Annotated in this window: 21 protein-coding genes; 9 read left to right on the top strand and 12 right to left on the bottom strand. The window is 74.2% G+C overall.

Annotated features, from left to right (window positions below; genetic code table 11):
- Positions 1–104 precede the first annotated feature (104 nt).
- A complete protein-coding gene (locus tag BLW85_RS03665) occupies positions 105–1,556 on the top strand; it encodes a WGR domain-containing protein (protein ID WP_074990603.1) in 1,452 nt (483 codons plus the stop codon).
- Here the strand turns inward: BLW85_RS03665 and BLW85_RS03660 are convergent.
- Positions 1,520–3,112 (bottom strand): glycerol-3-phosphate dehydrogenase/oxidase, encoded by a 1,593-nt coding sequence (locus BLW85_RS03660; protein WP_074990602.1) that lies wholly within the window; start codon positions 3,110–3,112, stop codon positions 1,520–1,522. The genes BLW85_RS03665 and BLW85_RS03660 overlap by 37 nt on opposite strands.
- A complete protein-coding gene (locus BLW85_RS03655) occupies positions 3,109–3,723 on the bottom strand; it encodes a TetR/AcrR family transcriptional regulator (RefSeq protein ID WP_070024977.1) in 615 nt (204 codons plus the stop codon). Before BLW85_RS03655 ends, BLW85_RS03660 begins: the two co-directional genes overlap by 4 nt.
- Positions 3,724–3,842: 119 nt before the next feature.
- On the opposite strand from BLW85_RS03655, the gene BLW85_RS03650 reads away from it, so the two are divergent.
- From BLW85_RS03650 to BLW85_RS03640, 3 genes are all read left to right on the top strand, one after another.
- The gene (locus BLW85_RS03650; RefSeq protein WP_070024979.1) at positions 3,843–5,435 is read left to right on the top strand and encodes an FAD-binding oxidoreductase; all 1,593 of its coding nucleotides are present in this window, start codon (positions 3,843–3,845) and stop codon (positions 5,433–5,435) included.
- 33 nt (positions 5,436–5,468) lie between these two features.
- A complete protein-coding gene (locus BLW85_RS03645; protein ID WP_070024982.1) occupies positions 5,469–6,368 on the top strand; it encodes a YegS/Rv2252/BmrU family lipid kinase in 900 nt (299 codons plus the stop codon).
- Positions 6,369–6,452: 84 nt separating this feature from the next.
- Complete coding sequence (locus BLW85_RS03640) at positions 6,453–6,791, top strand: NUDIX domain-containing protein (protein ID WP_074990600.1); 339 nt, start codon at positions 6,453–6,455, stop codon at positions 6,789–6,791.
- Positions 6,792–6,797: 6 nt separating this feature from the next.
- Here BLW85_RS03640 and BLW85_RS03635 read toward each other — a convergent pair whose 3' ends face one another.
- Positions 6,798–7,151: a thioesterase family protein gene (locus BLW85_RS03635; RefSeq protein WP_074990598.1), complete on the bottom strand. Its 354-nt coding sequence runs from the start codon at positions 7,149–7,151 to the stop codon at positions 6,798–6,800.
- 103 nt (positions 7,152–7,254) lie between these two features.
- Here BLW85_RS03635 and BLW85_RS03630 point away from each other — a divergent pair, with 103 nt between their 5' ends.
- The gene (locus tag BLW85_RS03630; protein ID WP_074995956.1) at positions 7,255–8,223 is read left to right on the top strand and encodes a Dyp-type peroxidase; all 969 of its coding nucleotides are present in this window, start codon (positions 7,255–7,257) and stop codon (positions 8,221–8,223) included.
- Positions 8,224–8,246: 23 nt separating this feature from the next.
- Positions 8,247–10,730, top strand: a complete 2,484-nt coding sequence (locus tag BLW85_RS03625; RefSeq protein ID WP_070024989.1) for an ATP-dependent Clp protease ATP-binding subunit — start codon at positions 8,247–8,249, stop codon at positions 10,728–10,730.
- 12 nt (positions 10,731–10,742) lie between these two features.
- Here the strand turns inward: BLW85_RS03625 and BLW85_RS03620 are convergent, their stop codons facing one another.
- Positions 10,743–11,213 (bottom strand): GreA/GreB family elongation factor, encoded by a 471-nt coding sequence (locus BLW85_RS03620; protein WP_070024991.1) that lies wholly within the window; start codon positions 11,211–11,213, stop codon positions 10,743–10,745.
- Between the two features lie 393 nt (positions 11,214–11,606).
- On the opposite strand from BLW85_RS03620, the gene BLW85_RS03615 reads away from it, so the two are divergent.
- On the top strand, positions 11,607–12,371 hold the full coding sequence (locus tag BLW85_RS03615) for an alpha/beta hydrolase family protein (RefSeq protein WP_074990596.1): 765 nt from the start codon (positions 11,607–11,609) through the stop codon (positions 12,369–12,371).
- Positions 12,372–12,480: 109 nt separating this feature from the next.
- On the opposite strand, the gene BLW85_RS03610 is transcribed toward BLW85_RS03615, so the two are convergent.
- The gene (locus BLW85_RS03610; protein ID WP_074990594.1) at positions 12,481–13,080 is read right to left on the bottom strand and encodes a YdeI/OmpD-associated family protein; all 600 of its coding nucleotides are present in this window, start codon (positions 13,078–13,080) and stop codon (positions 12,481–12,483) included.
- Positions 13,081–13,173: 93 nt separating this feature from the next.
- Complete coding sequence (locus tag BLW85_RS03605) at positions 13,174–14,145, bottom strand: alpha/beta hydrolase (protein WP_074990592.1); 972 nt, start codon at positions 14,143–14,145, stop codon at positions 13,174–13,176.
- Positions 14,146–14,333: 188 nt separating this feature from the next.
- Between BLW85_RS03605 and BLW85_RS03600 the strand changes: the two genes are divergently transcribed.
- Positions 14,334–14,888 (top strand): YciI family protein, encoded by a 555-nt coding sequence (locus tag BLW85_RS03600; protein ID WP_074990590.1) that lies wholly within the window; start codon positions 14,334–14,336, stop codon positions 14,886–14,888.
- Positions 14,889–15,033: 145 nt separating this feature from the next.
- Here the strand turns inward: BLW85_RS03600 and BLW85_RS03595 are convergent, their stop codons facing one another.
- Together BLW85_RS03595 and BLW85_RS03590 are read right to left on the bottom strand one after the other, a co-directional pair.
- A complete protein-coding gene (locus BLW85_RS03595; protein WP_244174799.1) occupies positions 15,034–16,374 on the bottom strand; it encodes a chloride channel protein in 1,341 nt (446 codons plus the stop codon).
- 154 nt (positions 16,375–16,528) lie between these two features.
- A complete protein-coding gene (locus tag BLW85_RS03590; protein ID WP_074990588.1) occupies positions 16,529–17,047 on the bottom strand; it encodes a GNAT family N-acetyltransferase in 519 nt (172 codons plus the stop codon).
- Between BLW85_RS03590 and BLW85_RS03585 the strand changes: the two genes are divergently transcribed.
- Positions 17,046–17,648 carry a helix-turn-helix domain-containing protein gene (locus tag BLW85_RS03585; protein ID WP_074990585.1) on the top strand — a complete coding sequence of 201 codons (603 nt, stop codon included), beginning with the start codon at positions 17,046–17,048 and terminating at the stop codon, positions 17,646–17,648. The genes BLW85_RS03590 and BLW85_RS03585 overlap by 2 nt on opposite strands.
- A gap of 10 nt (positions 17,649–17,658) precedes the next feature.
- Here BLW85_RS03585 and BLW85_RS03580 read toward each other — a convergent pair whose 3' ends face one another.
- From BLW85_RS03580 to BLW85_RS03565, 4 genes are all read right to left on the bottom strand, one after another.
- Positions 17,659–18,684 (bottom strand): cytochrome c oxidase assembly protein, encoded by a 1,026-nt coding sequence (locus BLW85_RS03580; RefSeq protein WP_074990582.1) that lies wholly within the window; start codon positions 18,682–18,684, stop codon positions 17,659–17,661.
- A gap of 238 nt (positions 18,685–18,922) precedes the next feature.
- On the bottom strand, positions 18,923–19,138 hold the full coding sequence (locus BLW85_RS03575; protein ID WP_070025006.1) for a hypothetical protein: 216 nt from the start codon (positions 19,136–19,138) through the stop codon (positions 18,923–18,925).
- A gap of 76 nt (positions 19,139–19,214) precedes the next feature.
- Entirely contained in the window at positions 19,215–19,973 is a 759-nt protein-coding gene (locus BLW85_RS03570) for a PIG-L deacetylase family protein (RefSeq protein ID WP_074990580.1), read from the bottom strand.
- Positions 19,974–19,989: 16 nt separating this feature from the next.
- Positions 19,990–20,736 carry a LamG domain-containing protein gene (locus BLW85_RS03565; protein WP_074995954.1) on the bottom strand — a complete coding sequence of 249 codons (747 nt, stop codon included), beginning with the start codon at positions 20,734–20,736 and terminating at the stop codon, positions 19,990–19,992.
- Positions 20,737–20,808: the final 72 nt, after the last annotated feature.

The raw sequence follows: 20,808 nt of genomic DNA, 5'->3' as shown, positions 1-20,808 counted from the left end.
GGGCGTCCTGCCGTCCGGTCGATTGTCAGTGCCCCCGCCTACGGTGTGATCAGTGAGAGGGCCCGCCGGGACGGCCGCGGGCCCGTTGCGGGGAGGGGTGTGCCATGTCCGCGGTGTCCACCGGGGAGACGACGTATCTGGAGCTGTCCCAGGAGGGCGGGGGCGCCCACAAGTTCTACGAGGTGACCGTCGACGGCCTGGTGGTGACGGTGCGGTACGGCCGGATCGGCGCCGCCGGGCAGACCCAGACCAGCTCGTTCCCGACCGCGGAGAAGGCACGGGCCGCCGCCGCGAGGAAGGTGGGGGAGAAGGTCCGCAAGGGGTACGCCCCGGCGGTCCCGGGCGGCCGGGCCCCGCGCGCGGTGACCCGGCGCCAGGTCACCTCGGCGCCCTCCACCGCACGGGCCGTGGCACCGGTGCTGTGGCGTTTCCGGACCGGCTCGGCCGCCTTCGGCATCCATGTGGACGACGAGCACTGCTGGGTGGGCAACCAGGCGGGCGACGTCTACACCCTGGACCACGAGGGCGCCGTGCTGGCCCGCTTCGGGTTGCCGGACGGCGTGAAGTGCCTGGTCGCCGACGACTTCTGGATCTACGCGGGCTGCGACGACGGCAAGGTCTACGACCTGTCCTCCAAACTGCCCTTCGCCGCCTACGACATCACCGCCGACGTCGACATCTTCTGGCTGGACATCCACGAGGGCGTGCTGAACGTCTCGGACCGCGCCGGCCGGCTCACCGTCATCGACCACGAGGACGAACACCAGTGGGCCCGTCGCAGCCAGGGCGAGCACGCCTGGATGGTGCGCGCCGACGACCGTGCCGTCTACCACGGCCACCAGCAGGGCGTCACCGCCTACCGCCCGGACGGCGGCGGCGAGTTGTGGCACACCCGCACCCGCGGCGGGGTGCTGTTCGGCTGGCAGGAGGACGACGCGGTGTACGCGGGCACCGGGCACCGGGTGGTCCAGCGGCTCTCCAAGGCGACCGGCGCGATCGAGGCGACGTACGCCTGCGACAGCGCGGTGTACTCCTGCGCCACCTCGCCGGGCGGCAGGTTCGTGTTCGCCGGGGACTCCGCCTCGTCCGTCTACTGCTTCGACCGGGACGGCACCCGGCTGTGGAAGCTGGGCACCGGCAGCGGCTCCGCCCTGTCGATGCAGTACCACGACGGGCGGCTGTACCTGGTGACCACGGACGGCTCCCTGGTCTGCGTGGACGCGAGCGAGACCGCCATCGGCGCCGCCCAGCAGGGCAGCGTGCCGGTGGTGCGGGACGTCAAGCTCGCCGCCGCCCTGCCGACCTACGCCCCGGCGACGGCCGTGCAGGCCGTCGCCACCGTGACCCAGGCACCCACCGGCTCGGTCGTCGTGGAGTGCGTCCAGGACGCCGGCCGGCTGCGGGTGCACGTGGTCTCCGACGGCTACGACTCCTCCTGGAACGTCCAGTTCCCCCGCGCGATACGCCAGGCGGGCGCCCGGTACGTGGTGGACGCCCTGCACCCGGCGGCGGGCGGGTTCTACCGGGTGCGGGGGGACATCCGGCGGCTGCTGTGAGCCTCCCGGGCCAGCACCTCCCGCGCGACCTCCACAGCCGCCTCGCGGTCCTCGTCCACCAGGCCGATGCGGGTGCGCCGGTCCAGGAGGTCGGACTCGTCCAGCGCGCCCTCGTGGCGGACCGCCCACAGGAGTTCGGCGCGGGTGACCGGGTGGCCGGGCAGCACCGGGCCGGCCAGTGCGGGGTCCTCGGCGATGAGGGCGTGGACGGCGGCGGCCTCGGTGCCGTGGCGGCGGACCAGCCGGCGCGGCACCGGGAGGGCGCGCAGCCGTTCGGGTGCGGCGGCCCCGACCAGGGGCAGCGCGGCGGTCCGGGACGGGGGCGCGGCAAGCCCCCGGGCCGCGGCCGCGGCGTCCACGGCGTCCTGCGCCATCCGGCGGTAGGTGGTGAGCTTGCCGCCGACCACCGTGGTCACCCCGTCCGGCGAGGTCAGCACGGCGTGCCGGCGCGAGACGTCGGAGGTGCGGGCCGGTGTGCCGCCGGTCGAGGTGTCCAGCAGGGGCCGCAGCCCGGCGAAGGCGCCGACGACCTCGTCCCGGGCGACCGGCGTGTCCAGGGCCGAGCCGAGCACGTCCAGCAGGAAGCCGATGTCCGTCTCCGGCACCTCGGGCACATCGGGGATGCCGCCCTCGACGGGTTCGTCGGTGAGGCCGACGTAGACCCGGCCGTCCCCCTGGGGCAGCACCAGGACGAACCGGTTGGTCTCGCCGGGGATCGGGATGTGCAGCCCGGCGGGCAGGTCGCCGAGCCGCTGCGAGCGCAGCACCAGATGGGTGCCGCGCGAGGGCCGGATCCGGATGCCCTCGACCAGTCCGCCCGCCCACACCCCGGCCGCGTTGATCACGGCGCGGGCCCTGATCTCGCTCTCCTCGCCGGTGAGTTCGTCCCGGACCCGGGCGCCCGTGCCGGTCAGCTCCAGCATCCGGACCCGGGTCAGCACCCGCGCGCCGTGCGCGGCGGCCGTGCGGGCCAGCGCGGTCACCAGCCGGGCGTCGTCGGTGACCCGTCCGTCCCAGGACAGCAGCCCGCCGCGCAGCCCGGACGCCCGCACCGAGGGCGCGAGGTGCCGCGCCTCCGTCGCCGACAGCCGGCGCGGCGCGGGCAGCACCTGGCGCGGGGTCCGCGCGGCCAGCCGCAGCATGTCCCCGGCCCGCAACCCGGCCCAGGCGATGGACGCCTGAGCCGTCGACACCATCGGCGTCAGCGGCAGCACGAACGGCTGCGCCGCCACCAGATGCGGGGCGGTGCGGGTCATCAGCACCCCCCGCTCCACCGCGCTCTCGTGCGCCACGTCGAACTGCGCGGACGCCAGGTACCGCAGCCCGCCGTGGATGAGCTTGGAGCTCCAGCGCGAGGTGCCGAAGGCCAGGTCGTGGGCGTCCACCGCGACCACGTCCAGTCCGCGCGCCGCCGCGTCCAGGGCGGCGCCCGCACCGGTGGCGCCGAGCCCGACGACCAGGACGTCCACCGTCCGGCCGTCCGCGGCCTCGGCCAGCTCCCGGGTGCGCCGGGCCGCGTTGAGGGACGAGCCGGGTATCGCCTCGGTCTGGCTCATGGCGTCAGGATCCTCTCCAGGAGGGTGCGCAGCTCGCCGAGGAAGGCGGCGGAGTCCAGCTCCGGGTCGTCCTCGTCGGTCATCGTGCGCAGGGACAGGGTGAAGGACTGCACGGTCAACAGCAGGGCGCGCGCCTGCCGTTCGATGTGTCCGGGGCGCACGGAACCGTCCGCGTGGCCCTCGCGCAGGCCCTCGGCCAGCAGCGCGAGCAGCGCCTCCTGGCTCGCCCCGCGCCGGTCGAGCACATAGGGGAGCAGCAGCTCCGGATCGACGTCGACGATCTTGTGGAAGAGGGGGTGCGCCCGGAACGCCTCGACGCCGGCCACCAGCCCCCGCACCAGCCGGGTGCGCGTGTCGACACCGGGCGCGGCCTCGGGGATCGCCCGGGTGGCCACCGCGATCCACTCACGGGTCATCAGATCGCCCACCAGTGTGCGCAGGTCGGGCCAGCGCCGGTACAGGGTCATCCGGGAGACTCCGGCGCGGCGGGCGACGTCGGCGAGCGTGGTGCGGCGGACCCCGACGGCCAGCACGCAGTCGCGGACCGCGTCGAGCACCGGGTCGCTGTCCGTGCCGGAACCGTCGGCACCGTTGTGACGAATAGGCGTCATGTGTAACAGTGTAACGCCCCGGGCCGGGCGGAACCGGTGGACCGCGACGGCCGCCCGGCGCACGGCCCGTCGGCCGCCGCCCGGACCGAGCACACCGACCTTGTGAGGACGACCGTTCAATGGACATGCTGTGGAACGGCTGGGGCGACCCGGCCAAGGCGGCACCGCTGCCCGACTCGGTGACCGGGCTGCTGCGCGACCTGCTCGGCGTCAAGCCGCGCAGCACCCCCGCGCTCGCCCTGGAGGACATCGAGCCGCCCGCCCCCACGGCCGGCCCGGCCGCCCTCGCGGCGCTCGCCGAGGCCGTGGGCGACGCCGCCCACGTCCGCACCGACCCCGAGAGCCGCATCCGGCACACCCGCGGCAAGTCCACCCCCGACCTGCTGCGCATCCGCACCGGCGACACCCGCGACGTCCCGCAGGCCGTGGTCCTGCCCGCCACCCACGACGAGGTCCTCGCCGTGCTGCGCGCCTGCGCCGCGCACGGCCTGGCCGCCGTCCCCTTCGGCGGCGGCACCTCCGTGGTCGGCGGCCTCGCCCCCGAGCACGGCGCGTTCGTCGCCCTCGATCTGCGCCGCATGAACCGCCTGCTCGACCTGGACACCGTCTCGCGCACCGCCGTCCTCCAGCCGGGTCTGCGCGCCCCCGAGGCCGAGGCCCTGCTCGCCGCACAGGGCTTCACCCTCGGCCACTTCCCGCAGTCCTTCGAGTGGGCGAGCATCGGCGGCTTCGCCGCGGCCCGCTCCAGCGGCCAGGCCTCCGCCGGCTACGGCCGCTTCGACGAGATGGTCCTCGGCCTCACCCTCGCCACCCCCGAGGGCACGGTGGAGACCGGCCGCGCCCCGCGCTCGGCCGCCGGCCCCGACCTGCGCCAGCTGGTCCTCGGCTCCGAGGGCGCCTTCGGCATCATCACCTCCGTCACCGTGCGCGTCCGCCCCCTGCCCGAGACGAAGATCTACGAGGGCTGGCGGTTCGCCTCCTTCGAGGAGGGCGCCGCCGCGCTGCGCAGGCTCGCCCAGGACGGACCACGGCCGACCGTGCTGCGCCTGTCCGACGAGACCGAGACCCTGATCGGCCTCGCCTCGCCCGACAAGATCGGCACCTCCCTCGGCCAGAGCGACGCCGGCTGCCTCGCCATCACCGGTTACGAGGGCACCCCCGAGGAGACCGCGCACCGCCGCGAGCGCGCGGCGGCCGTCCTGACGGCCGCGGGCGGCACCCCGCTCGGCACGGAGCCCGGCGAACGCTGGGCCCACGGCCGCTTCTCCGCGCCGTACCTGCGCGACGCCCTCCTCGACGTCGGTGCCTTCGCCGAGACCCTGGAGACCGCGGCCTTCTGGTCCCGCATCCCGGAGCTGTACGGCGCCGTGCGCGGCGCGCTCACCGACACCCTCACCCGGGCCGGCACCCCGCCGCTCGTGATGTGCCACATCTCCCACGTCTACGAGAACGGCGCCTCCCTCTACTTCACCGTCGTCAGCGCCCAGGGCGAGGACCCGGTGGCCCACTGGACGCCCGCCAAGCACGCGGCGAACGAGGCCGTGCTCGCCGCCGGCGGCACCATCTCCCACCACCACGGGGTGGGCACCGACCACCGCGACTGGTATGTCAGGGAGGCCGGAGAGCTGGCCGTCGAGGCACTGCGCGCCGTCAAGCGCCGCCTGGACCCCGACGGCCTGCTCAACCCCGGCGTCCTGCTGCCCACCGACTGACCCGACCCGACCGCCTGCCCCGGAGGCACATCGATGCGCCAGTTCACCGCCGTCGTCAACCCGACCGCGGGCGGTTCCACCGCGGCGGCCACGCTGCTCCAGGTGGCCCGCCTGCTGCGCGAGGCCGGGGCGGGTCTCGACACCGAGTACAGCAACAGCCTGGCCCACGCCCAGGACATCGCCCGCCGGGCCGGCGAGCGGGGCCGGATCGTGCTCGCCGTCGGCGGCGACGGCATCACCGGCGGCATCGGCGGCGCGCTGAGCGGCACCGGAACCGTCTTCGGGATCGTCCCGGCCGGGCGCGGCAACGACTTCGCCCGCGCCCTCGGCCTGCCGTCCGAGCCCGCCGCGCTCGCCGACATCCTGCTGCACGCGGAGCCGCGCCCGGTGGACACCATCGAGGTGGAGTCCGCCGTCCACCGGCGCACCGTGGTCCTCGGCAGCGTCTACGCCGGGGTCGACGCGCTGGCCAACCGGCACGCCAACCACGCCCGGCTGCTGCGCGGCTCCGCCTCCTACTACGCGGGCGGACTGCGCGCCGTCACCACCTGGCGGCCGGCCGACTACCGCGTCACCGTCGACGGCGCGGAACACCGCCACCGCGGCTACACGGTCGTCGCCGCCAACTCCCCCTACTACGGCTCCGGCCGGCAGATCGCCCCCGGTGCCCGGGTGGACGACGGCCTGCTGCACGTCGTGATGATCCGAGAGGCGCCCCGCCGACTGTTCTTCACCCTGATGAACGAGCTGCGCACCGGCGCCCACATACGCCGCCCCGAAGTGCGCGTCCTGCGCGCCAGGGAACTGCGCATCGAGGCCACCCGTCCCGTCCCCTACGGCGCCGACGGCGAGGTGGAGGCCACCCTGCCCGTGACGGTGCGGGTGCGGCCCGGGGACCTGCCCGTGCTGTACCGGCCGGCCGATCCGGCCTGACCCGTGTGCCGCCCCCGCGGCGCGGGTAGGCGAGCAACGACCGGGCGGGGCACCGCGGACGGGCGGGAGAACAGGGGGGAACGCATGGGGAACGTCGTACAGGCCGTCGTCGTCTACGACGGGCGGCTGCTGCTGGTGGGGCAGGCGGACGGCGGGGAACTGCCGTCGGGCACCGGGCAGCCGGCCGAGACCGCGGAGGCCACCGCCGCACGCGTCGTCTACGAACTCACCGGCTACCTCGTTGACGGCTCCGCGCCGCTGGACGGCACCGGGGCCGTGGTCTGCCAACTCCTCAGCGAGGAACCGTCGGAGGGCGCCCGGCTCGCGTCCGAGCAGATCCACTGGACGCCGATCGGGGAGACCGCCCGCGCCGCGCTCCCCCCGGCCGTCCGCACCTACATCGAGGGCCACACCCCCGTGTGATGCCGGTCAGAGGTCCCCTTCGAGGAACCGCCGCCGGTCCACGACCGCCCGCTCGATCTCGCCCTCCGCGACCAGCCGGCCCGCCGCGTCGACGGCCCGCACGGCGAAGGTGAGCCGCCGCCCGGACCCGTCGGCCGGCGGCCGCGCGGTCACCTCGACCCGGCCGCCCACGCCGGTCGCGCGCAGATGCCGCACCCGGACGGCGGTCCCCACGGTGGTCTCGCCCGGTCCGGTGTACGGCGCGGCGGCCCGCACGGTCGCCGCCTCCAGCCAGGCGATCAGCCGGGGCGTGGCGAGCACGGGCACCTCACCGCTGCCCAGCGCCTGCGCGGTGTCGGCCTCGGTCACCCGGTGGTGCATCCCTCCACGCTAGTGCCGCGACCGGCCGTCCGACCTGCCGAGTCCGCGGCATGACGGCATGCTGGAACGGTCCGGCCCCGCCCCGCACGAGGAGGCAGGCACCGTGCCCGAATCGCAGACCGTCGTCGTCCCGCCGGCCAGAGCCGCCCTGTTCCTCGTCGTCACCATCGACCCGGGCGGCGAGGACACGGTCCGGGACCTGTTGCAGGACGTGTCCGCCCTGCGCCGTTCGGTCGCCTTCCGCGCCCCGCCCGAGGAGCTGAGCTGCGTCGTCGGTATCGGGTCCACCGCCTGGGACCGGCTGTTCAGCGGGCCGCGCCCCCGGGACCTGCACCCCTTCCGGGAGCTGAGGGGTCCGCGCCACCACGCCCCGGGCACCCCCGGCGACCTGCTCTTCCACGTCCGCGCCCGGCGCATGGACCTCTGCTTCGAACTGGCCCGGCTGTTCGCGCGGCGGCTCGACGGCGCGGCCACCGTGGTGGACGAGGTGCACGGCTTCAAGTTCTTCGACGAACGCGATCTGCTCGGCTTCGTGGACGGCAGCGAGAACCCCGAGGGCGAGATCGCCGACGACGCGGTGTTCATCGGCGACGAGGACGCGGAATTCCGGGGCGGCAGCTATGTGATCGTGCAGAAGTACCTGCACAACATGAAGGCGTGGGACGCCCTGCCCGCGGAGGACCAGGAAAAGGTCATCGGGCGCACCAAACTCGCCAACGTCGAACTGCCCGACGAGGTGAAACCCGCCGACTCCCACGTGGCGCTCAACACCATCACCGACGAGCACGGGAACGAACGCAGGATCGTACGCGAGAACATGCCCTTCGGCTCCATCGCGCAGGGCGAGTTCGGCACCTACTTCATCGGGTACGCCCGTACGCCCGAGGTCACGGAGTCGATGCTGCGGAACATGTTCCTCGGCCGCGAGGCGGCGCGGCACGACCGCATCCTCGACTTCTCCGTCCCGGTCACGGGCTGTCTCTTCCACGTGCCGACCATCGCCTTCCTCGACGATCCCCCCGAGCGGCCTCCGCTTGCGGGCCACCCAACGCCGGGTTTCAGTGAATACTGACCCCTTGCGCTCCAGGAGTTCTCATGTCGATGCCGTTCGGCGCCCCCTTCGGTTCCCAGGACCCCTTCAGCGAGTTGCTGAATCGTTTCTTCGGGATGTCGCCGGCGTCCTCGCCGCCCGCGGTGCAGCGCGTGCCGATCGGGCGGCTGCTGACCGAGTCGTCGCAGCAACTCCTCAACCTGGCCGCGCAGCGGGCGGCCGAGGACGGCACGTCCGACCTCGACACCGAGCACCTGTTGTGGGCCGCCACGAAGGTGGAGCCCGCGCGCCGGCTGCTGCTCCAGGTGGACGTGGACCCCGACACCCTCGCCAACGAGATCGCCAAGGTGCTGCCCCGCGAGTCCGGCCAGCCCTCCGCGCAGCCCGGCCTGACCCCCGCGGCCAAGCGCACCCTCGGTGCCGCCTACGCCCGGTCCCAGGCGGCCGGGGTGTCGTACATCGGTCCCGAGCACATCCTCGCCGCGCTGCTCGGCGACAGTGACACCGGTGCGGCCCGGCTGCTGCGGGCCGAGGGCATGGACAACGGGAAGCTGGCGGGCCTCGCCGAACAGGCCGCCCGCCCCGAGAGCACGCCCCCGGAGCGCAGACAGCCGGCGACCACACTGGACGAGTACGGCCGCGATCTGACCGACGAGGCCAAGGCGGGCAAGCTGGACCCGGTGGTGGGCCGGGCCGAGGAGATCGAGCAGACCGTCGAGATCCTGTCCCGGCGCTCCAAGAACAACCCCGTGCTGATCGGCGAGCCCGGCGTCGGCAAGACCGCGATCGTGGAGGGCCTCGCCCAGCGGATCGTGGCCGGTGAGGTCCCCGACACCCTGAAGAACAAGCGGGTCGTCGCGCTCGACCTGTCGGCCATGGTGGCGGGCGCGCAGTACCGGGGCCAGTTCGAGGAGCGGCTGAAGAAGGTCATCGAGGACGTCCAGACGGCCGGTGGCAGCATCATCCTCTTCATCGACGAACTGCACACGGTCGTCGGCGCCGGGGCGACGGGCGAGGGCTCCATGGACGCGGGCAACATGCTCAAACCGGCGCTGGCACGCGGTGAGTTGCACGTCGTCGGCGCCACCACCATCGACGAGTACCGCAAGTACGTCGAGAAGGACGCGGCCCTGGAACGCCGCTTCCAGCCGGTGATGGTGCCCGAGCCGACCGTCGAGGAGACGGTGCAGATCCTCGAAGGGCTGCGGGACGCCTACGAGGCGCACCACCAGGTCCGGTTCGACGACGGCGCGCTGGCGGCCGCGGCCGAGATGTCGGACCGCTACATCACCGACCGCTTCCTGCCCGACAAGGCCATCGACGTCATGGACCAGGCGGGCGCCCGGGTACGGCTGCGCAGCGCGAGCCGATCCACCGAGGTCGTCAGCCGCGAGGACCGTATCGCGGTGCTCCGCCGGGAGCTCGAACAGGCCGTGTCCGCCGAGGACTTCGAGCGGGCGTCGGAGCTGAAGCGGGAGGTCTCCGAGGCGGAGGCCGAACTCGCCGGCATCGAGGAACGCCGCGAGGGCGTCGTCTCCGTCACCGCGTCCGACATCGCGGACGTCGTCTCCCGGCGCACCGGGATCCCCGTCTCCCAGCTCACCGCCAGCGAGAAGGAGAAACTCCTGCGGCTGGAAGAGGAGATGCACGCCAGGATCGTCGGCCAGGACGAGGCGGTCACCGCAGTCTCGCAGGCCGTGCGCCGCAACCGCGCGGGCATGGGCGACCCCGATCGCCCCGTCGGCTCCTTCCTGTTCCTCGGCCCCACCGGGGTGGGCAAGACCGAACTCGCCAAGACGCTCGCCGCGTTGCTGTTCGGCGAGGAGGACCGCATGGTCCGCTTCGACATGAGCGAGTTCCAGGAGAAGCACACCGTCGCCCGGCTCGTCGGCGCCCCGCCCGGGTACGTCGGTTACGAGGAGGCGGGCCAGCTCACCGAGAAGGTGCGCCGCCAGCCGTACAGCGTCGTGCTGTTCGACGAGGTGGAGAAGGCGCACCCCGATGTCTTCAACACCCTGCTGCAGATCCTGGACGACGGCCGGCTCACCGACGCGCAGGGCCGCACCGTCGACTTCCGGCACTGCGTCGTCATCATGACGTCGAACATCGGCGCGCACCGCATCCTCGACCACCAGGGCGACGTGTCGGAGCTGAAGGACGAGTTGATGGAGGACCTGCGGGGCCGCTTCCTGCCCGAGTTCCTCAACCGCATCGACGACATCATCATCTTCCACGGCCTCACCGAGGACGATCTGTCGCAGATCGTGGACCACCTGCTGGACCGGAGCAAGCACCGGGTGCACGCCCAGGGGATGCGGCTGGAGGTCACGGAGGCCGCCAAGAAGCTGCTGATCGCCCACGGCCACCAGCCGGAGTTCGGCGCCCGTCCGCTGCGCCGCACCATCCAGGCGGAACTCGACAACCGCATCGCCACGCTGCTGCTCGGCGGGGAGGCCGACCCCGGGGACACCATCGTCGCCGACGTCGAGAAGGACTCCCTGCACTGCTCGGTGCGCAAGCCCGCCTGACGGCGCGTCGTCCTACGCGGGCGGCTCCCCGATCGACTCCACGGCCGCGCTCGCGGGGCCGTCCGGGGTGTCGTACCGGACGCTGTCCCCCGCGCGGCGGCCGAGCAGGGCACGGCCGAGCGGGCTGTCCGCGGTGACCAGGTTCTGGTCGAGCGCCTCGGCGCCCTCGCCGATCTGCAGGGTCTCCACCGAGCCGTCCGCGAAGCGCACGGTGACCGTGCTGCCGACCCCGACCGCATCGGTCCGCGCGGGCCCGGCCAGTTCCGCCTGGCGCAGCCGCTCGGTGATGTCCGCGATCCGGCGGTCGAGACGGTCCAGTTGGTTCACCCGCTGCAACTCGTCCGCCTGATCGGCCTGGTCGCCGACGTCCGGATTGTCCTTCAGCGTTCCGGCGACCATCCGGCGCTCGTCCAGCAGATCGGCCAACTCCTGCTCCAGCGCGCGCCGCGCCTCGGCGCTGATCGGCTCGGGATCACCGGTCATACCTGCTCCAGTCGACAAGGCTCGAAAGAGATCGATGCGGATCGATGGGATTTGATGAGGCTTCGCTTCCGCATCGTAAGCGGTGCGGAGACGGATCATCCGGACATGCGGCGATGGCGCGCCCGGGGCGCGGACCGCTTCCCGGCGGCCGCACGGTTCCGGCCCCCAGCGGCCGGCATTCGGTTCGTGCGACCAAGCCTCCCGCGCGAAAAGGATTGGACGGTGTGATGATCGGACCGCTAACGTGCGATCGACCGTGACACCGCCCGAGGAGGTGAGACCCATGAACGCTGTATCGACGTGGGTGCTCTCCCTTCGCGTCACGGCCGGCGACTGACGTAGGTGTCGCCGGGAGCGCCTCGACACCAAGGCCCTCCCGAAAGGCAACACCTCATGCATTCTCTGCGATTCACCGCCGAGTCGTCCTCGAACGGCATGGTCGAACGCGACTTCACCCTGGGCGACGTCCCCGGAGTCCTCTGGTCGCCGGCCTCCGGCACCGAGCGCGCCCCCCTGGTCCTGATGGGCCACGGCGGCGGACAGCACAAGAAGCACCCGGCGATGACGGGCCGGGCCCAGCGACTCGTCACCGGCTGCGGTCTCCATGTCGCCGTCGTCGACGCGCCCGGCCACGGCGACCGGCCGCGCTCCGCGCGGGACGAGCAGGACATCGCCGAGCTGCGCAAGGCGCAGGCGGCGGGCGCCCCGGAAGGCCCGATCGTCGTTCCCTACAACGCCCGCCTGGCCGAACTGGCCGTGCCCGAGTGGCAGGCGGTCCTGGACGCCCTTCAGGAACTTCCGGAGATCGGCCCCGACGGGCCGGTGGGCTACTTCGGCATCGGCCTGGGCACCGCGATCGGGGTGCCGCTGGTGGCGGCCGAGCCCCGGATCGTGTCCGCGGCCTTCGGGATGAACTGGCCCGACGCCCTGTTCGAGACGGCGCAGCAGATCACCGTTCCGATCGAGTTCGCCATGCAATGGGACGACGAGCGCATCCCGCGCGAGGCGAGCCTCGCGCTGTTCGACGCCTTCGCCTCGAAGGAGAAGACGTTGCACGCCAACGCGGGCAAGCACTTCGACATGCCCAGGTTCGAGGCCGACAGCGCGGTCCGGTTCCTCGCCCGGCACCTCGGCCGGACGGTCACCTCAGCGCCCTGACGGTGAACGGCGGCGCCCGGCGCACCCGTCGGGCGCCGCCGCGGCCGGACGCGAGCACGAACGCACCGGGCGGCGGCGCCGATCCGCCGCGCAGGGCCCGTAAGGGTGCTCAGGGATGGAGCTTGCGTTCCTCGGCGAGCATGGCGACGAACCTGGCGATCCGGGCCGCCCGCGTCTCGGCCCGCTTCGCCTCCTCGACGCGGTGGAGGACGGCGTAGCGGTTGCGGCTGTCCAGGGTCGCGAAGAAGGCGGCCGCGCGGGGAACGGCGTCCAGTGCGGCGCGCAGGTCGTCGGGCACCGTGGCCGTGCGCGGACCGGCGTAGGCCGCCTCCCAGCGGCCGTCGGCCCGGGCCCGCTCCACCTCCCGCAGGCCGGCGGGACGCATCCGGCCCTCCTCGATGAGCCGCGTGGCCTTCTCCCGGTTCAGCCGCGACCACCGGCCGGCGGGCCGCCGCGGGGTGAACCGCTGGAGCCAGTGCCGTTCGTCCAGCTTCTTCTTCTGCCCGTCGATCCAGCCGAAGCAGAGCGCGGACTCCAACGCGCCCGGATAGTCGACCGCGTCGGGGACGGGCGGCGCGGAGCCCTTCCGGGCGATCTTCAGCCACACGCCCCTGGCGTCCGCGTGGTTCTCCTCCAGCCACTCCTCCCACGCCTGCCGCGTGGCGAAGAAGAGCACCGGATCGTTCGTGGGTGATGAGCCGTGGGACATGGGCCCCATGAAATCCGGGCCGCCCGCCCCGGGCAACCGTCCCGGCGGCACGGGATCGGTCCGGGTTGCCCGGGCGGGCGGCGCCGCCCGGCCTCAGCCGGTGTGCAGCGCCTCGTGCAGGGTGCGGCAGGCCAGGCCGATGGCGGTCCGCGCGGCGTGCGTCCCGCGCAGGGCGTTGAGCATCACGAAGTCGTGGATGATGCCCTGGAAGCGGACGGCGGTGACGGGGACGCCCGCCGCGCGCAGCTTGGCCGCGTAGGCCTCGCCCTCGTCGCGCAGCACATCCGCCTCGCCGGTGATCACCAGCGCCGGCGGCAGCCCGCCGAGCTGCTCGGTGGTGGCGCGCAGCGGCGAGGCGGTGATCCGGGCGCGGTCGGCCGCGTCGGTCGTGTACTGGTCCCAGAACCACTGCATGCCGTCCCGGCGCAGGTAGTAGCCGGTGGCGAACTGGTGGTACGACGGCGTGTCGAAGCTCGCGTCGGTGACCGGGTAGAACAGCACCTGCTGCGCCAGCGCCGGGCCGCCGCGCTCCTTGGCCATCAGGGTGAGCGCCGCCGCCATGTTGCCGCCCACGGAGTCCCCGGCGACCGCCAGCCGCGAGCCGTCCAGGTCCTTGGTCGCGCCCTGCTCCACCACCCAGCGGGCGACGGTGTGGTTCTGCTCGATGGCGACCGGGTAGCGCGCCTCGGGGGAGAGGTCGTACTCGGGGAAGACCACCGCGGCCCGGGCACCGACCGCGAGTTCCCGCACCAGCCGGTCATGGGTGTGGGCGTTGCCGAAGACCCAGCCGGCGCCGTGCAGGTACAGGACGACCGGGAGCGTCCCGCAGGCCCCGGCGGGCCTGACGATCCGCGCCCGCACACTGCCCGTCGGGCCGCCCGAGACGGTGATCCACTCCTCGTCGACCGCCGGTTTCTCGATGTCGCCGGACTGCACCTCGTCGACCGCCTTGCGGCCCTCGGCCGGCGGCAGGTCGAACGGGAACGGCGGCTTGTCGGTGGCCGCCGCGAACTCGGCGGCGGCGGGCTCCAGTACCGGCTGCGCCGGTGCTACGGCATCGGACATCGGCTCTCCTCGTGTCGTTCGGCCGTCGGACGCGCGGGCGGACGGCCGACCGTCCCACCGTGCGGGGTCTCTCCCGGTGCCGCACGTGGAACGCCCGCGGGGTGTCCTGCCCCACCCGGGCGAGCGGAACACCCGGAGCCCCGGAAAAGGGAGTGCTGTGGCGGCAGTCGGCGCGAGAGGGTGGGCCCATGGAGTTCTTCTGCCACCACCGCGACCGGCCCGGCTCCTTCCCGCTGCGCAAACAGCTGCTGGAAGAGCACTGGTCGTACATGGACCTGTTCCAGAAGGAGATGATCGCCCGCGGCCCGACCCTCGCGGCCGACGGCGAGACGCCCACCGGCAGCGTGCACGTCCTGGACCTGCCGGACCCGGCCGCGGCACGCGCGTTCGCCTTCGACGAGCCCGGCTACCAGGCGGGCGCCTACCGGGACGTACTGCTGCGCCGCTGGCGCAATCTGCTCGGGCGCACCATGTGGGAGTTCCCCGGCGGCCGCGCCGGAGGCGACCGCTACCTGGTGCTCGGCCTCGGCGAGGGCGAGGCCGCCGACCTCACGGTACCGGCCGAGCGCGGTGCGGACCTGATCGCCTACGGCCCCCTCCTCTCCGACGACGCCACCGCATGGCTGGGCACGGCGGCACTGCTGCGTGCCCCGGACCCGGCCGCCGCCCGCGCCCTGCTGACCGAGGACCGTTACGCCGCTATCGAGGTGCACGCCTGGCGGCCGGGCGGCCGGCCGTCCTGACCCCCGTGCCGCCCGGCGGACCTCAACAGCCCGTCAAAATGCGGCCCCCGCCCGTCAGCGCCGCGTCAGGGGACTCCCTCGGGGTACGGCCCGGCGCATAGCGTCGTCGGCGAGCCCCGGCCCGCCTCCCCGCGCCGGGGCGTCCCTATGCGCCGTCCGGGGCGGGCCGCGGCCGGCGCCGAAGCGGCAGACGGCTGACGAGCAGAGCGGTGACGGCCGCGAGGACGATGAGCGGCATCTGGTTGTAGGCGTCGCGGCCGAGCAGCAGCACCGCCAGGACCGAGCCGGTCAGCGGCAGGCCGGTGACGACCGTGGCCGCCGCCGCGATGCCCAGCGCGATCCCCGGGGCGGCCCCGAACCCCGGCAGCCCCGAGCAGGCCACCCCGACCGCCACCCCGGTCAGCACGGCCGGGAAGATCGGGCCACCGCGCAGGCTGCCCAGGCTGATGCCCCAGGCGAGCGCCTTGCAGACGACCAGCGCGACCAGCGCGAGCACCGGCAGGCCGTGCGGGTCCTCGGCCAACCGGGCGAGCATCGCCTGCCCGGACAGCGCCGCCTCCTCGGGCGAACGGCCGGTCAGCAGCGCGTACGCCGCCAGACAGGTCCCGGCGGCCATGGCGCACGCCAGGGTGCGCACCCCGGTGGCACGCGCGGAGGTCCACCGGTGGGTCCGCTCGCCGAGGCGGTGCGCCACCGAGACGACCACGGCGATCAGCGCGGCCGCCGGCAGCCCCCAGAGGAAGTCGCCCGCGTCCGGTGCGGTGTCCGGCGGCAGCTTCGGCAGGGCGAGGGCGCCGGTCGACAGCCCGGTCCAGCGGCCGAACCCGGTGAACACCAGCGCGCCGGCCCCGCTGGCGGTCAGACAGGGCAGCAACAGCACGGTGAGCCGGGGCCCGGCCAGCCCGGCGGCCTCCACCACCATGATGGCCGCCACCACCGGGCCGCCCAGGATGGTGGAGATCGCGGCCGTGGACCCGGCGGTGGCCACGACCGCCGCCGAAGGGGCGCCCGCCGGGTGCCGGCCCAGGGTGCGCAGCCCCAGCAGGGCGAGCGCGGACCCGACCGCCATCAGCGGTGCCTCCGGGCCGAGGGTCACACCCAGCGGAAGGGTCAGCACCGCGGCCAGCACCACCCCCGGCAGGGCACGCGGGCCGACGGGATCGCCGCCGAGACCGTGCACCGGGACATGGCCCCCGGCCCCGGGCAGCCGGGTGACGATCGGGGCGAGGATCAGCCCGGCCAGCGTCAGCGCGGGCAGCGGCCACCACCACGGGGGCCGTCCGAGTCCCAGCGTGTGCGGCAGCTCCTGCCACACCAGGTGCTGGAGCCAGTGCTGGAGACCGACGAAGAAGAAACTGGCGAACGCGATGGGCACCCCGAGGCCCAGGGACAGCACCAGCAGCCGGAGGTAACCGCGGGTCAGCATGGTCCGTTGGGGGTCGTCGGCCGCCGCGGACGCGGAGGACTGCCCGACCGTGCCGCTCACGCCCGCTCCACCTCCACCACCCGACGGCGCCTTCGGCGGTGTCCGGCGACGCCGCCGGCGGGCCACGGTCGACGGCTCCACCGAACGGCTTCAGTAAACGACCGCCCACCCCGCCCCGCATCCCGGCGGGCGCCCGGACGAGGGGCGCCCGGACTCAGTCCAGCGACAGCCGCATGAGCGTCAGGTCGAGCCGGCGGCCGAACTTGATCCCGGCCTCCCGCACGGTCCCCGCGTGTTCGAAGCCGAAGCGTTCATGGAGCCGGATCGACGCACCGTTGCCCGCCTCGATACCGGCGATCACGAGGTGGTGGCCCGCCTCGCGCGCCGCCGATATCAGCGCCGCCAGCAGCGCGGAGCCGATGCCGAGACCGTGCCGGCCCTCGCGGACGTAGACCGAGTCCTCCACCGTGTGCCGGTAGCCGTCCAGGGCCCGCCACGGCGCGAAGACGGCGAACCCCGCCACCTCGCCGTCGGTCTCGGCCACGAACGCCGAGCCGCGCTCCAGGTGGGCGGCCAGCCAGGCCGCGCCCTCGGCGGCCGACTGCGGGATCTCGGTCCACAGGGCCGTCGAGTGCTCGATCGCATGGTTGCGGATCGCGCGCACCGCCTCCGCATCACCGGCGTGCGCCCGGCGCACGGTCACGGCACCGGCCCTCTCATATATTGGAAGCATGTCCAACATAGTAGATCCCCTGGTGGGGCGGATCGCGAGCCGCATCCACACCGAGCGGGAGCGGCGCGGCTGGAGCCTGGCCCAGCTGGCCGAGGCGTCCGGGGTCTCCCGCGCGATGATCAACCGGATCGAACGCGGCGAGAGCAGCCCCACCGCCGTGGTGCTCGGCAAGCTGTCCGCCGCCTTCCAGCTGAGCATCGCCTCCCTGCTCGCCCTCGCGGAGGACGGGGACGGGGCGGCGGGACAGGAGCCGGACGGCGGAGCGGGCGCGTCCCGCCGTACCGGCACGGCCGAGTGGCAGGACCCCGCCACCGGCTACCGGCGCCGCCAGATCACCGGCCCGGACTTTCCCGCCGAGGTCGCCGAGATCCGGCTGCCCGCCGGGGCCCGGGTGCCGTACCCGGCCGCGGCCTTCGCCTTCGTGCGCCAGGTCGTCTGGGTCCTCGACGGCAGGCTGACCTTCCACGACGGCGAGCGGTGCCATGACCTCGGGCCGGGGGACAGCATCGAACTCGGCGAGCCCGCCGAACGCGTCTTCGCCAACACCACCGGCGCCGAGTGCCGCTACGTCGTCGTCCTGGCCCGGGGTGCCCGGCCCTGAGCCGCGCCGGTCAGTCCTCGCCGCGCTGGCGGCGGATCCTGGCGGCCACGTCGTTCTGCTCCGTCTCCCACCAGGGACGCACCCGTACGGCCTCGTCCTCGGCCCGGGCCGCACCTGGCCCGGTCGTGCGGGGCGCCACGGACGTCAGGTCCCGGTCCAGCCGCCGGTCGAGGGCCGCGGCCTGCACCCGCTCGGCGCGCGCCCACTGCACGAGGATCGCCAGCAGGAAGGGCAGCGCCACCAGTTCGGCGATGCTGAGCATGGCACCGCCGCCGATCTGCTGGTCGTGCGCGACGTCCGGCGACCAGGACGGCGCGTGGTGCAGATACCAGGCGCCCGCGATCAGCGTGCCGTGCGTCATCACCACGAGGCCGGGCACCGCGTCGATGACGCCGTCCAGGAACACCAGCGCCGCCCGCACCGGATGGCTGCACCACGTGGGCAGCGCCTCCTCGCGGGTGAGGACCGGCACCACGAAGAGACAGCCGGCCACCAGCAGGTGCAGATACATCAGCTCGTGCAGCCAGCCCACCCGCAGGGCCGTCGCGAAGTACGGCGTGAAGTAGACCGTCAGCTCGGTCGCCAGCACCAGGGCCGTACTGACCAGGGGGAAGGTGAGCAGCCGTACGAGCCGGCCGGACATCAGCCTCCGTACCCGCCCGGGCCCCTCCCCGGGCAGCGCCTCGATGGCCAGCCGCAGCGGATCGCCCAGGGCCAGGCCCAGCGGGGTGATGAGGTCCAGCAGCACGTTCTGCACCGCGGCCGGCCAGAACAGCTCGTGGTCGTAGACCGCGAGACTCGACATCGTGGCCACCGCCAGACCACCGAGACCCAGCAGCGCGAACGCGGCGCCGCGGCCCGGCGACCAGCTCCCGCCCGACCGGCGCACCCGCAGCACACCCCAGCCGTACAGGCCGCCCAGCAGGACGATCAGGATCAGCGCGGGCACATCCGGCTGCCACGACCCGAGCGCGCGGCCGAGCGTCAGCTCCGGCAGGCTCCCGGCCGACAGGGCGGCCGTCGCATGACCTGACATGGGAAAGCCGCCTCCTGCTGCGGACGGGGAGCACAACGGACGACAGGTGACAGTAGCCCCCTGTCGCACCGGCCCCGTCGGCAGGGTCCGCGAGTCCGCTCAGCGCGCCACCCGGCCGGCGGTGCCGAAGCGGGCCGCGCGCCGCCGCGGGCGGCGGTGGCCGATCCCGGGACGCGGGCCGACCGCGGCGGGCCGGGTCCGGTGGGCGGCCGGGTGCCGTCGGCGGCCGGTGCGGGCGCTATCCGGCCTCGCGGTGCAGCACGCGGCGGGCCGCCTCGGCCTCCGCGGCCGGCGGGGACAGCTCGTCCAGCGTGTCGAGCTCGTCGTCCGCCTCCAGCTCCCGTTCCCAGGCCGCCGCCAGCTGCTCCTGTTCGGCGCGCGGCTTCGCGCCGACGGCCTCGCGCTGATCGGCGTCCAGGGCCGCCATGAATCGTCCGACCGTGTCCGTCGGCATGCCGTGCTCCTTGTCGCGCGAAAGGGTCACTCTCAGCCCAGCATGGCCAATCGGGCGGGCCCCCGCCTCTCGGCGGTCAGACGGTCAGCTCCGTGCCCGGCGGCGCCGTGGTCGCGAGGTCGTGGCGGGTGAACCACTCGGTGCCCAGCAACCGCCCGCGCTCGCGGGGCGTCAGCTTGGCGATCAGCCCCGGCAGGGCCCCGCGCGCCACCTCGGAGCGGTGCGCGAGCACCGCGGCGGTCTTCTGGTCGAGCCAGGGGCGGACATCGACCGTCGCCGTGATCCGCTCGTCCGGGACGGCGTACACCGTCTTGCGCTCGCCGATCACCTCCCGCAGCGCCGGGACCACCGAGTGCGGATGCGTGGCCAGGTAGAGCGCGCCCGGCTGCCAGGGCTCACCTGCGTCCGGATAGAGCCCCGCGAGCCCGGCCGCCTGGGCGGCGAGCACGGTCACCCGGTGCGTGTGCACATGGTCCGGGTGACCCGGCAGCCCGCCGTAGGCGTCGTGGGTGACCACGACGTCCGGGCGGAAGGCGCGGATGTGTGCCACCAGCCGCCCCACCGCCTCGTCCAGCGGCGCGTCGCAGAACCGTGCGCGGCCCGGCGCCGACCACGGCACCCGCGCGTCCGCGTAACCGAGCAGCCGGGGCTCGCCCGCGCCGAGGACACGCAGAGCCTTGGCCAGCTCGCCGGCGCGTTCGGTGCCCTCGGCCCAGGTCGCGGTGACCACCCCGGTACGGGCGCCCGCCGCCGCGTGCCGGGCCAGCACCCCGCCCGCCGACAGCGACTCGTCGTCCGGGTGCGCGAACACCGCCAGCAGACTCGGTACGGGCATGGAACGGCCACCTTCCTCATACGGGCCGTGCGTACGCCGTCCGGCCGCCGCCGGAGGGCCGGCGCACGGCCAGGCTGCCCACCTCGAACGACATCTCGGTCGTCCCGGGCTCCGGGGGCGGATGGTAGCGCCCGGCGCTCACCGCCAGGCCGACGACCAGATGGGCCCGCCAGGCGTGCCCCACGCCCCGGTGGTCGGCGAAGACCGAGGCACCGTTCAGCGACCAGATCACACAGCGCGGCCCGAACTCGGTGCGCACGTCCACCCACGCGCCGGGGCGCACGGCGTCGTCGTGCAGATAACAACTCGCACTGCGCACATGGTTGGTGAATTCCATCTGGTCCGGGTTGTCCGCGTGGTACTCGAACACGTCGACGTCCTGCCCGCCGTCCCCCCAGGCCCGGATCGCCGGCCAGGCGCCGGTCTCCCGGGGCAGCCGCACCCGCGCGTCCAGCACATCGCCAGGTCGCACCGTGAACCCCTCCCGGCTTCCCCGGGTGGTCAGCAGCCCCGTCTGCCAGCGGCCGTCCGGCAGGCGGGTTGCCCGGAAGACCCCCGAGCGGCAGTAGCGGGGGTCGTCCACCGGACGGTCCAGCCGGTCGTCGTCCGGATGGTCCGGGCCGTCGGCGGGACGGGCGCGGGAGCGGACCGCGACCCACTGGGCGGTGGAGGTGAAGTCCGCCGTGAACACCACGTCGGAGGCGGCCGGGAAGCGCCGCGACCCCGGTAACGGGCCGCCCGGCGACGGTTCGTCCTTGCTCATCCCCATGTCCGATGTCTCACCGGCCGGCGGGCGGTCATGCGTACGCGCCCCGACTCGTCCGCGGGATGTACC

This window comes from Streptomyces misionensis (genome assembly GCF_900104815.1).
GTDB lineage: Bacteria > Actinomycetota > Actinomycetes > Streptomycetales > Streptomycetaceae > Streptomyces > Streptomyces misionensis.
Note: the sequence above shows the minus strand (reverse complement) of the source record. Positions and strands in the feature narration are given on the sequence as shown.

What these genes read in the sequence shown, in the direction of transcription:
- BLW85_RS03640 (WP_074990600.1), top strand. Translation starts at nt 6,453, where the DNA reads ATGGGGAACGTCGTACAGGCCGTCGTCGTCTACGACGGGCGGCTGCTG.
- BLW85_RS03565 (WP_074995954.1), bottom strand. Translation starts at nt 20,736, where the DNA reads ATGAGCAAGGACGAACCGTCGCCGGGCGGCCCGTTACCGGGGTCGCGG.
- BLW85_RS03575 (WP_070025006.1), bottom strand. Translation starts at nt 19,138, where the DNA reads ATGCCGACGGACACGGTCGGACGATTCATGGCGGCCCTGGACGCCGAT.
- BLW85_RS03635 (WP_074990598.1), bottom strand. Translation starts at nt 7,151, where the DNA reads ATGCACCACCGGGTGACCGAGGCCGACACCGCGCAGGCGCTGGGCAGC.
- BLW85_RS03620 (WP_070024991.1), bottom strand. Translation starts at nt 11,213, where the DNA reads ATGACCGGTGATCCCGAGCCGATCAGCGCCGAGGCGCGGCGCGCGCTG.
- BLW85_RS03580 (WP_074990582.1), bottom strand. Translation starts at nt 18,684, where the DNA reads ATGTCAGGTCATGCGACGGCCGCCCTGTCGGCCGGGAGCCTGCCGGAG.
- BLW85_RS03570 (WP_074990580.1), bottom strand. Translation starts at nt 19,973, where the DNA reads ATGCCCGTACCGAGTCTGCTGGCGGTGTTCGCGCACCCGGACGACGAG.
- BLW85_RS03615 (WP_074990596.1), top strand. Translation starts at nt 11,607, where the DNA reads ATGCATTCTCTGCGATTCACCGCCGAGTCGTCCTCGAACGGCATGGTC.
- BLW85_RS03665 (WP_074990603.1), top strand. Translation starts at nt 105, where the DNA reads ATGTCCGCGGTGTCCACCGGGGAGACGACGTATCTGGAGCTGTCCCAG.
- BLW85_RS03585 (WP_074990585.1), top strand. Translation starts at nt 17,046, where the DNA reads ATGTCCAACATAGTAGATCCCCTGGTGGGGCGGATCGCGAGCCGCATC.
- BLW85_RS03605 (WP_074990592.1), bottom strand. Translation starts at nt 14,145, where the DNA reads ATGTCCGATGCCGTAGCACCGGCGCAGCCGGTACTGGAGCCCGCCGCC.
- BLW85_RS03660 (WP_074990602.1), bottom strand. Translation starts at nt 3,112, where the DNA reads ATGAGCCAGACCGAGGCGATACCCGGCTCGTCCCTCAACGCGGCCCGG.
- BLW85_RS03600 (WP_074990590.1), top strand. Translation starts at nt 14,334, where the DNA reads ATGGAGTTCTTCTGCCACCACCGCGACCGGCCCGGCTCCTTCCCGCTG.
- BLW85_RS03655 (WP_070024977.1), bottom strand. Translation starts at nt 3,723, where the DNA reads ATGACGCCTATTCGTCACAACGGTGCCGACGGTTCCGGCACGGACAGC.
- BLW85_RS03590 (WP_074990588.1), bottom strand. Translation starts at nt 17,047, where the DNA reads ATGCTTCCAATATATGAGAGGGCCGGTGCCGTGACCGTGCGCCGGGCG.
- BLW85_RS03645 (WP_070024982.1), top strand. Translation starts at nt 5,469, where the DNA reads ATGCGCCAGTTCACCGCCGTCGTCAACCCGACCGCGGGCGGTTCCACC.
- BLW85_RS03625 (WP_070024989.1), top strand. Translation starts at nt 8,247, where the DNA reads ATGTCGATGCCGTTCGGCGCCCCCTTCGGTTCCCAGGACCCCTTCAGC.
- BLW85_RS03650 (WP_070024979.1), top strand. Translation starts at nt 3,843, where the DNA reads ATGGACATGCTGTGGAACGGCTGGGGCGACCCGGCCAAGGCGGCACCG.
- BLW85_RS03610 (WP_074990594.1), bottom strand. Translation starts at nt 13,080, where the DNA reads ATGTCCCACGGCTCATCACCCACGAACGATCCGGTGCTCTTCTTCGCC.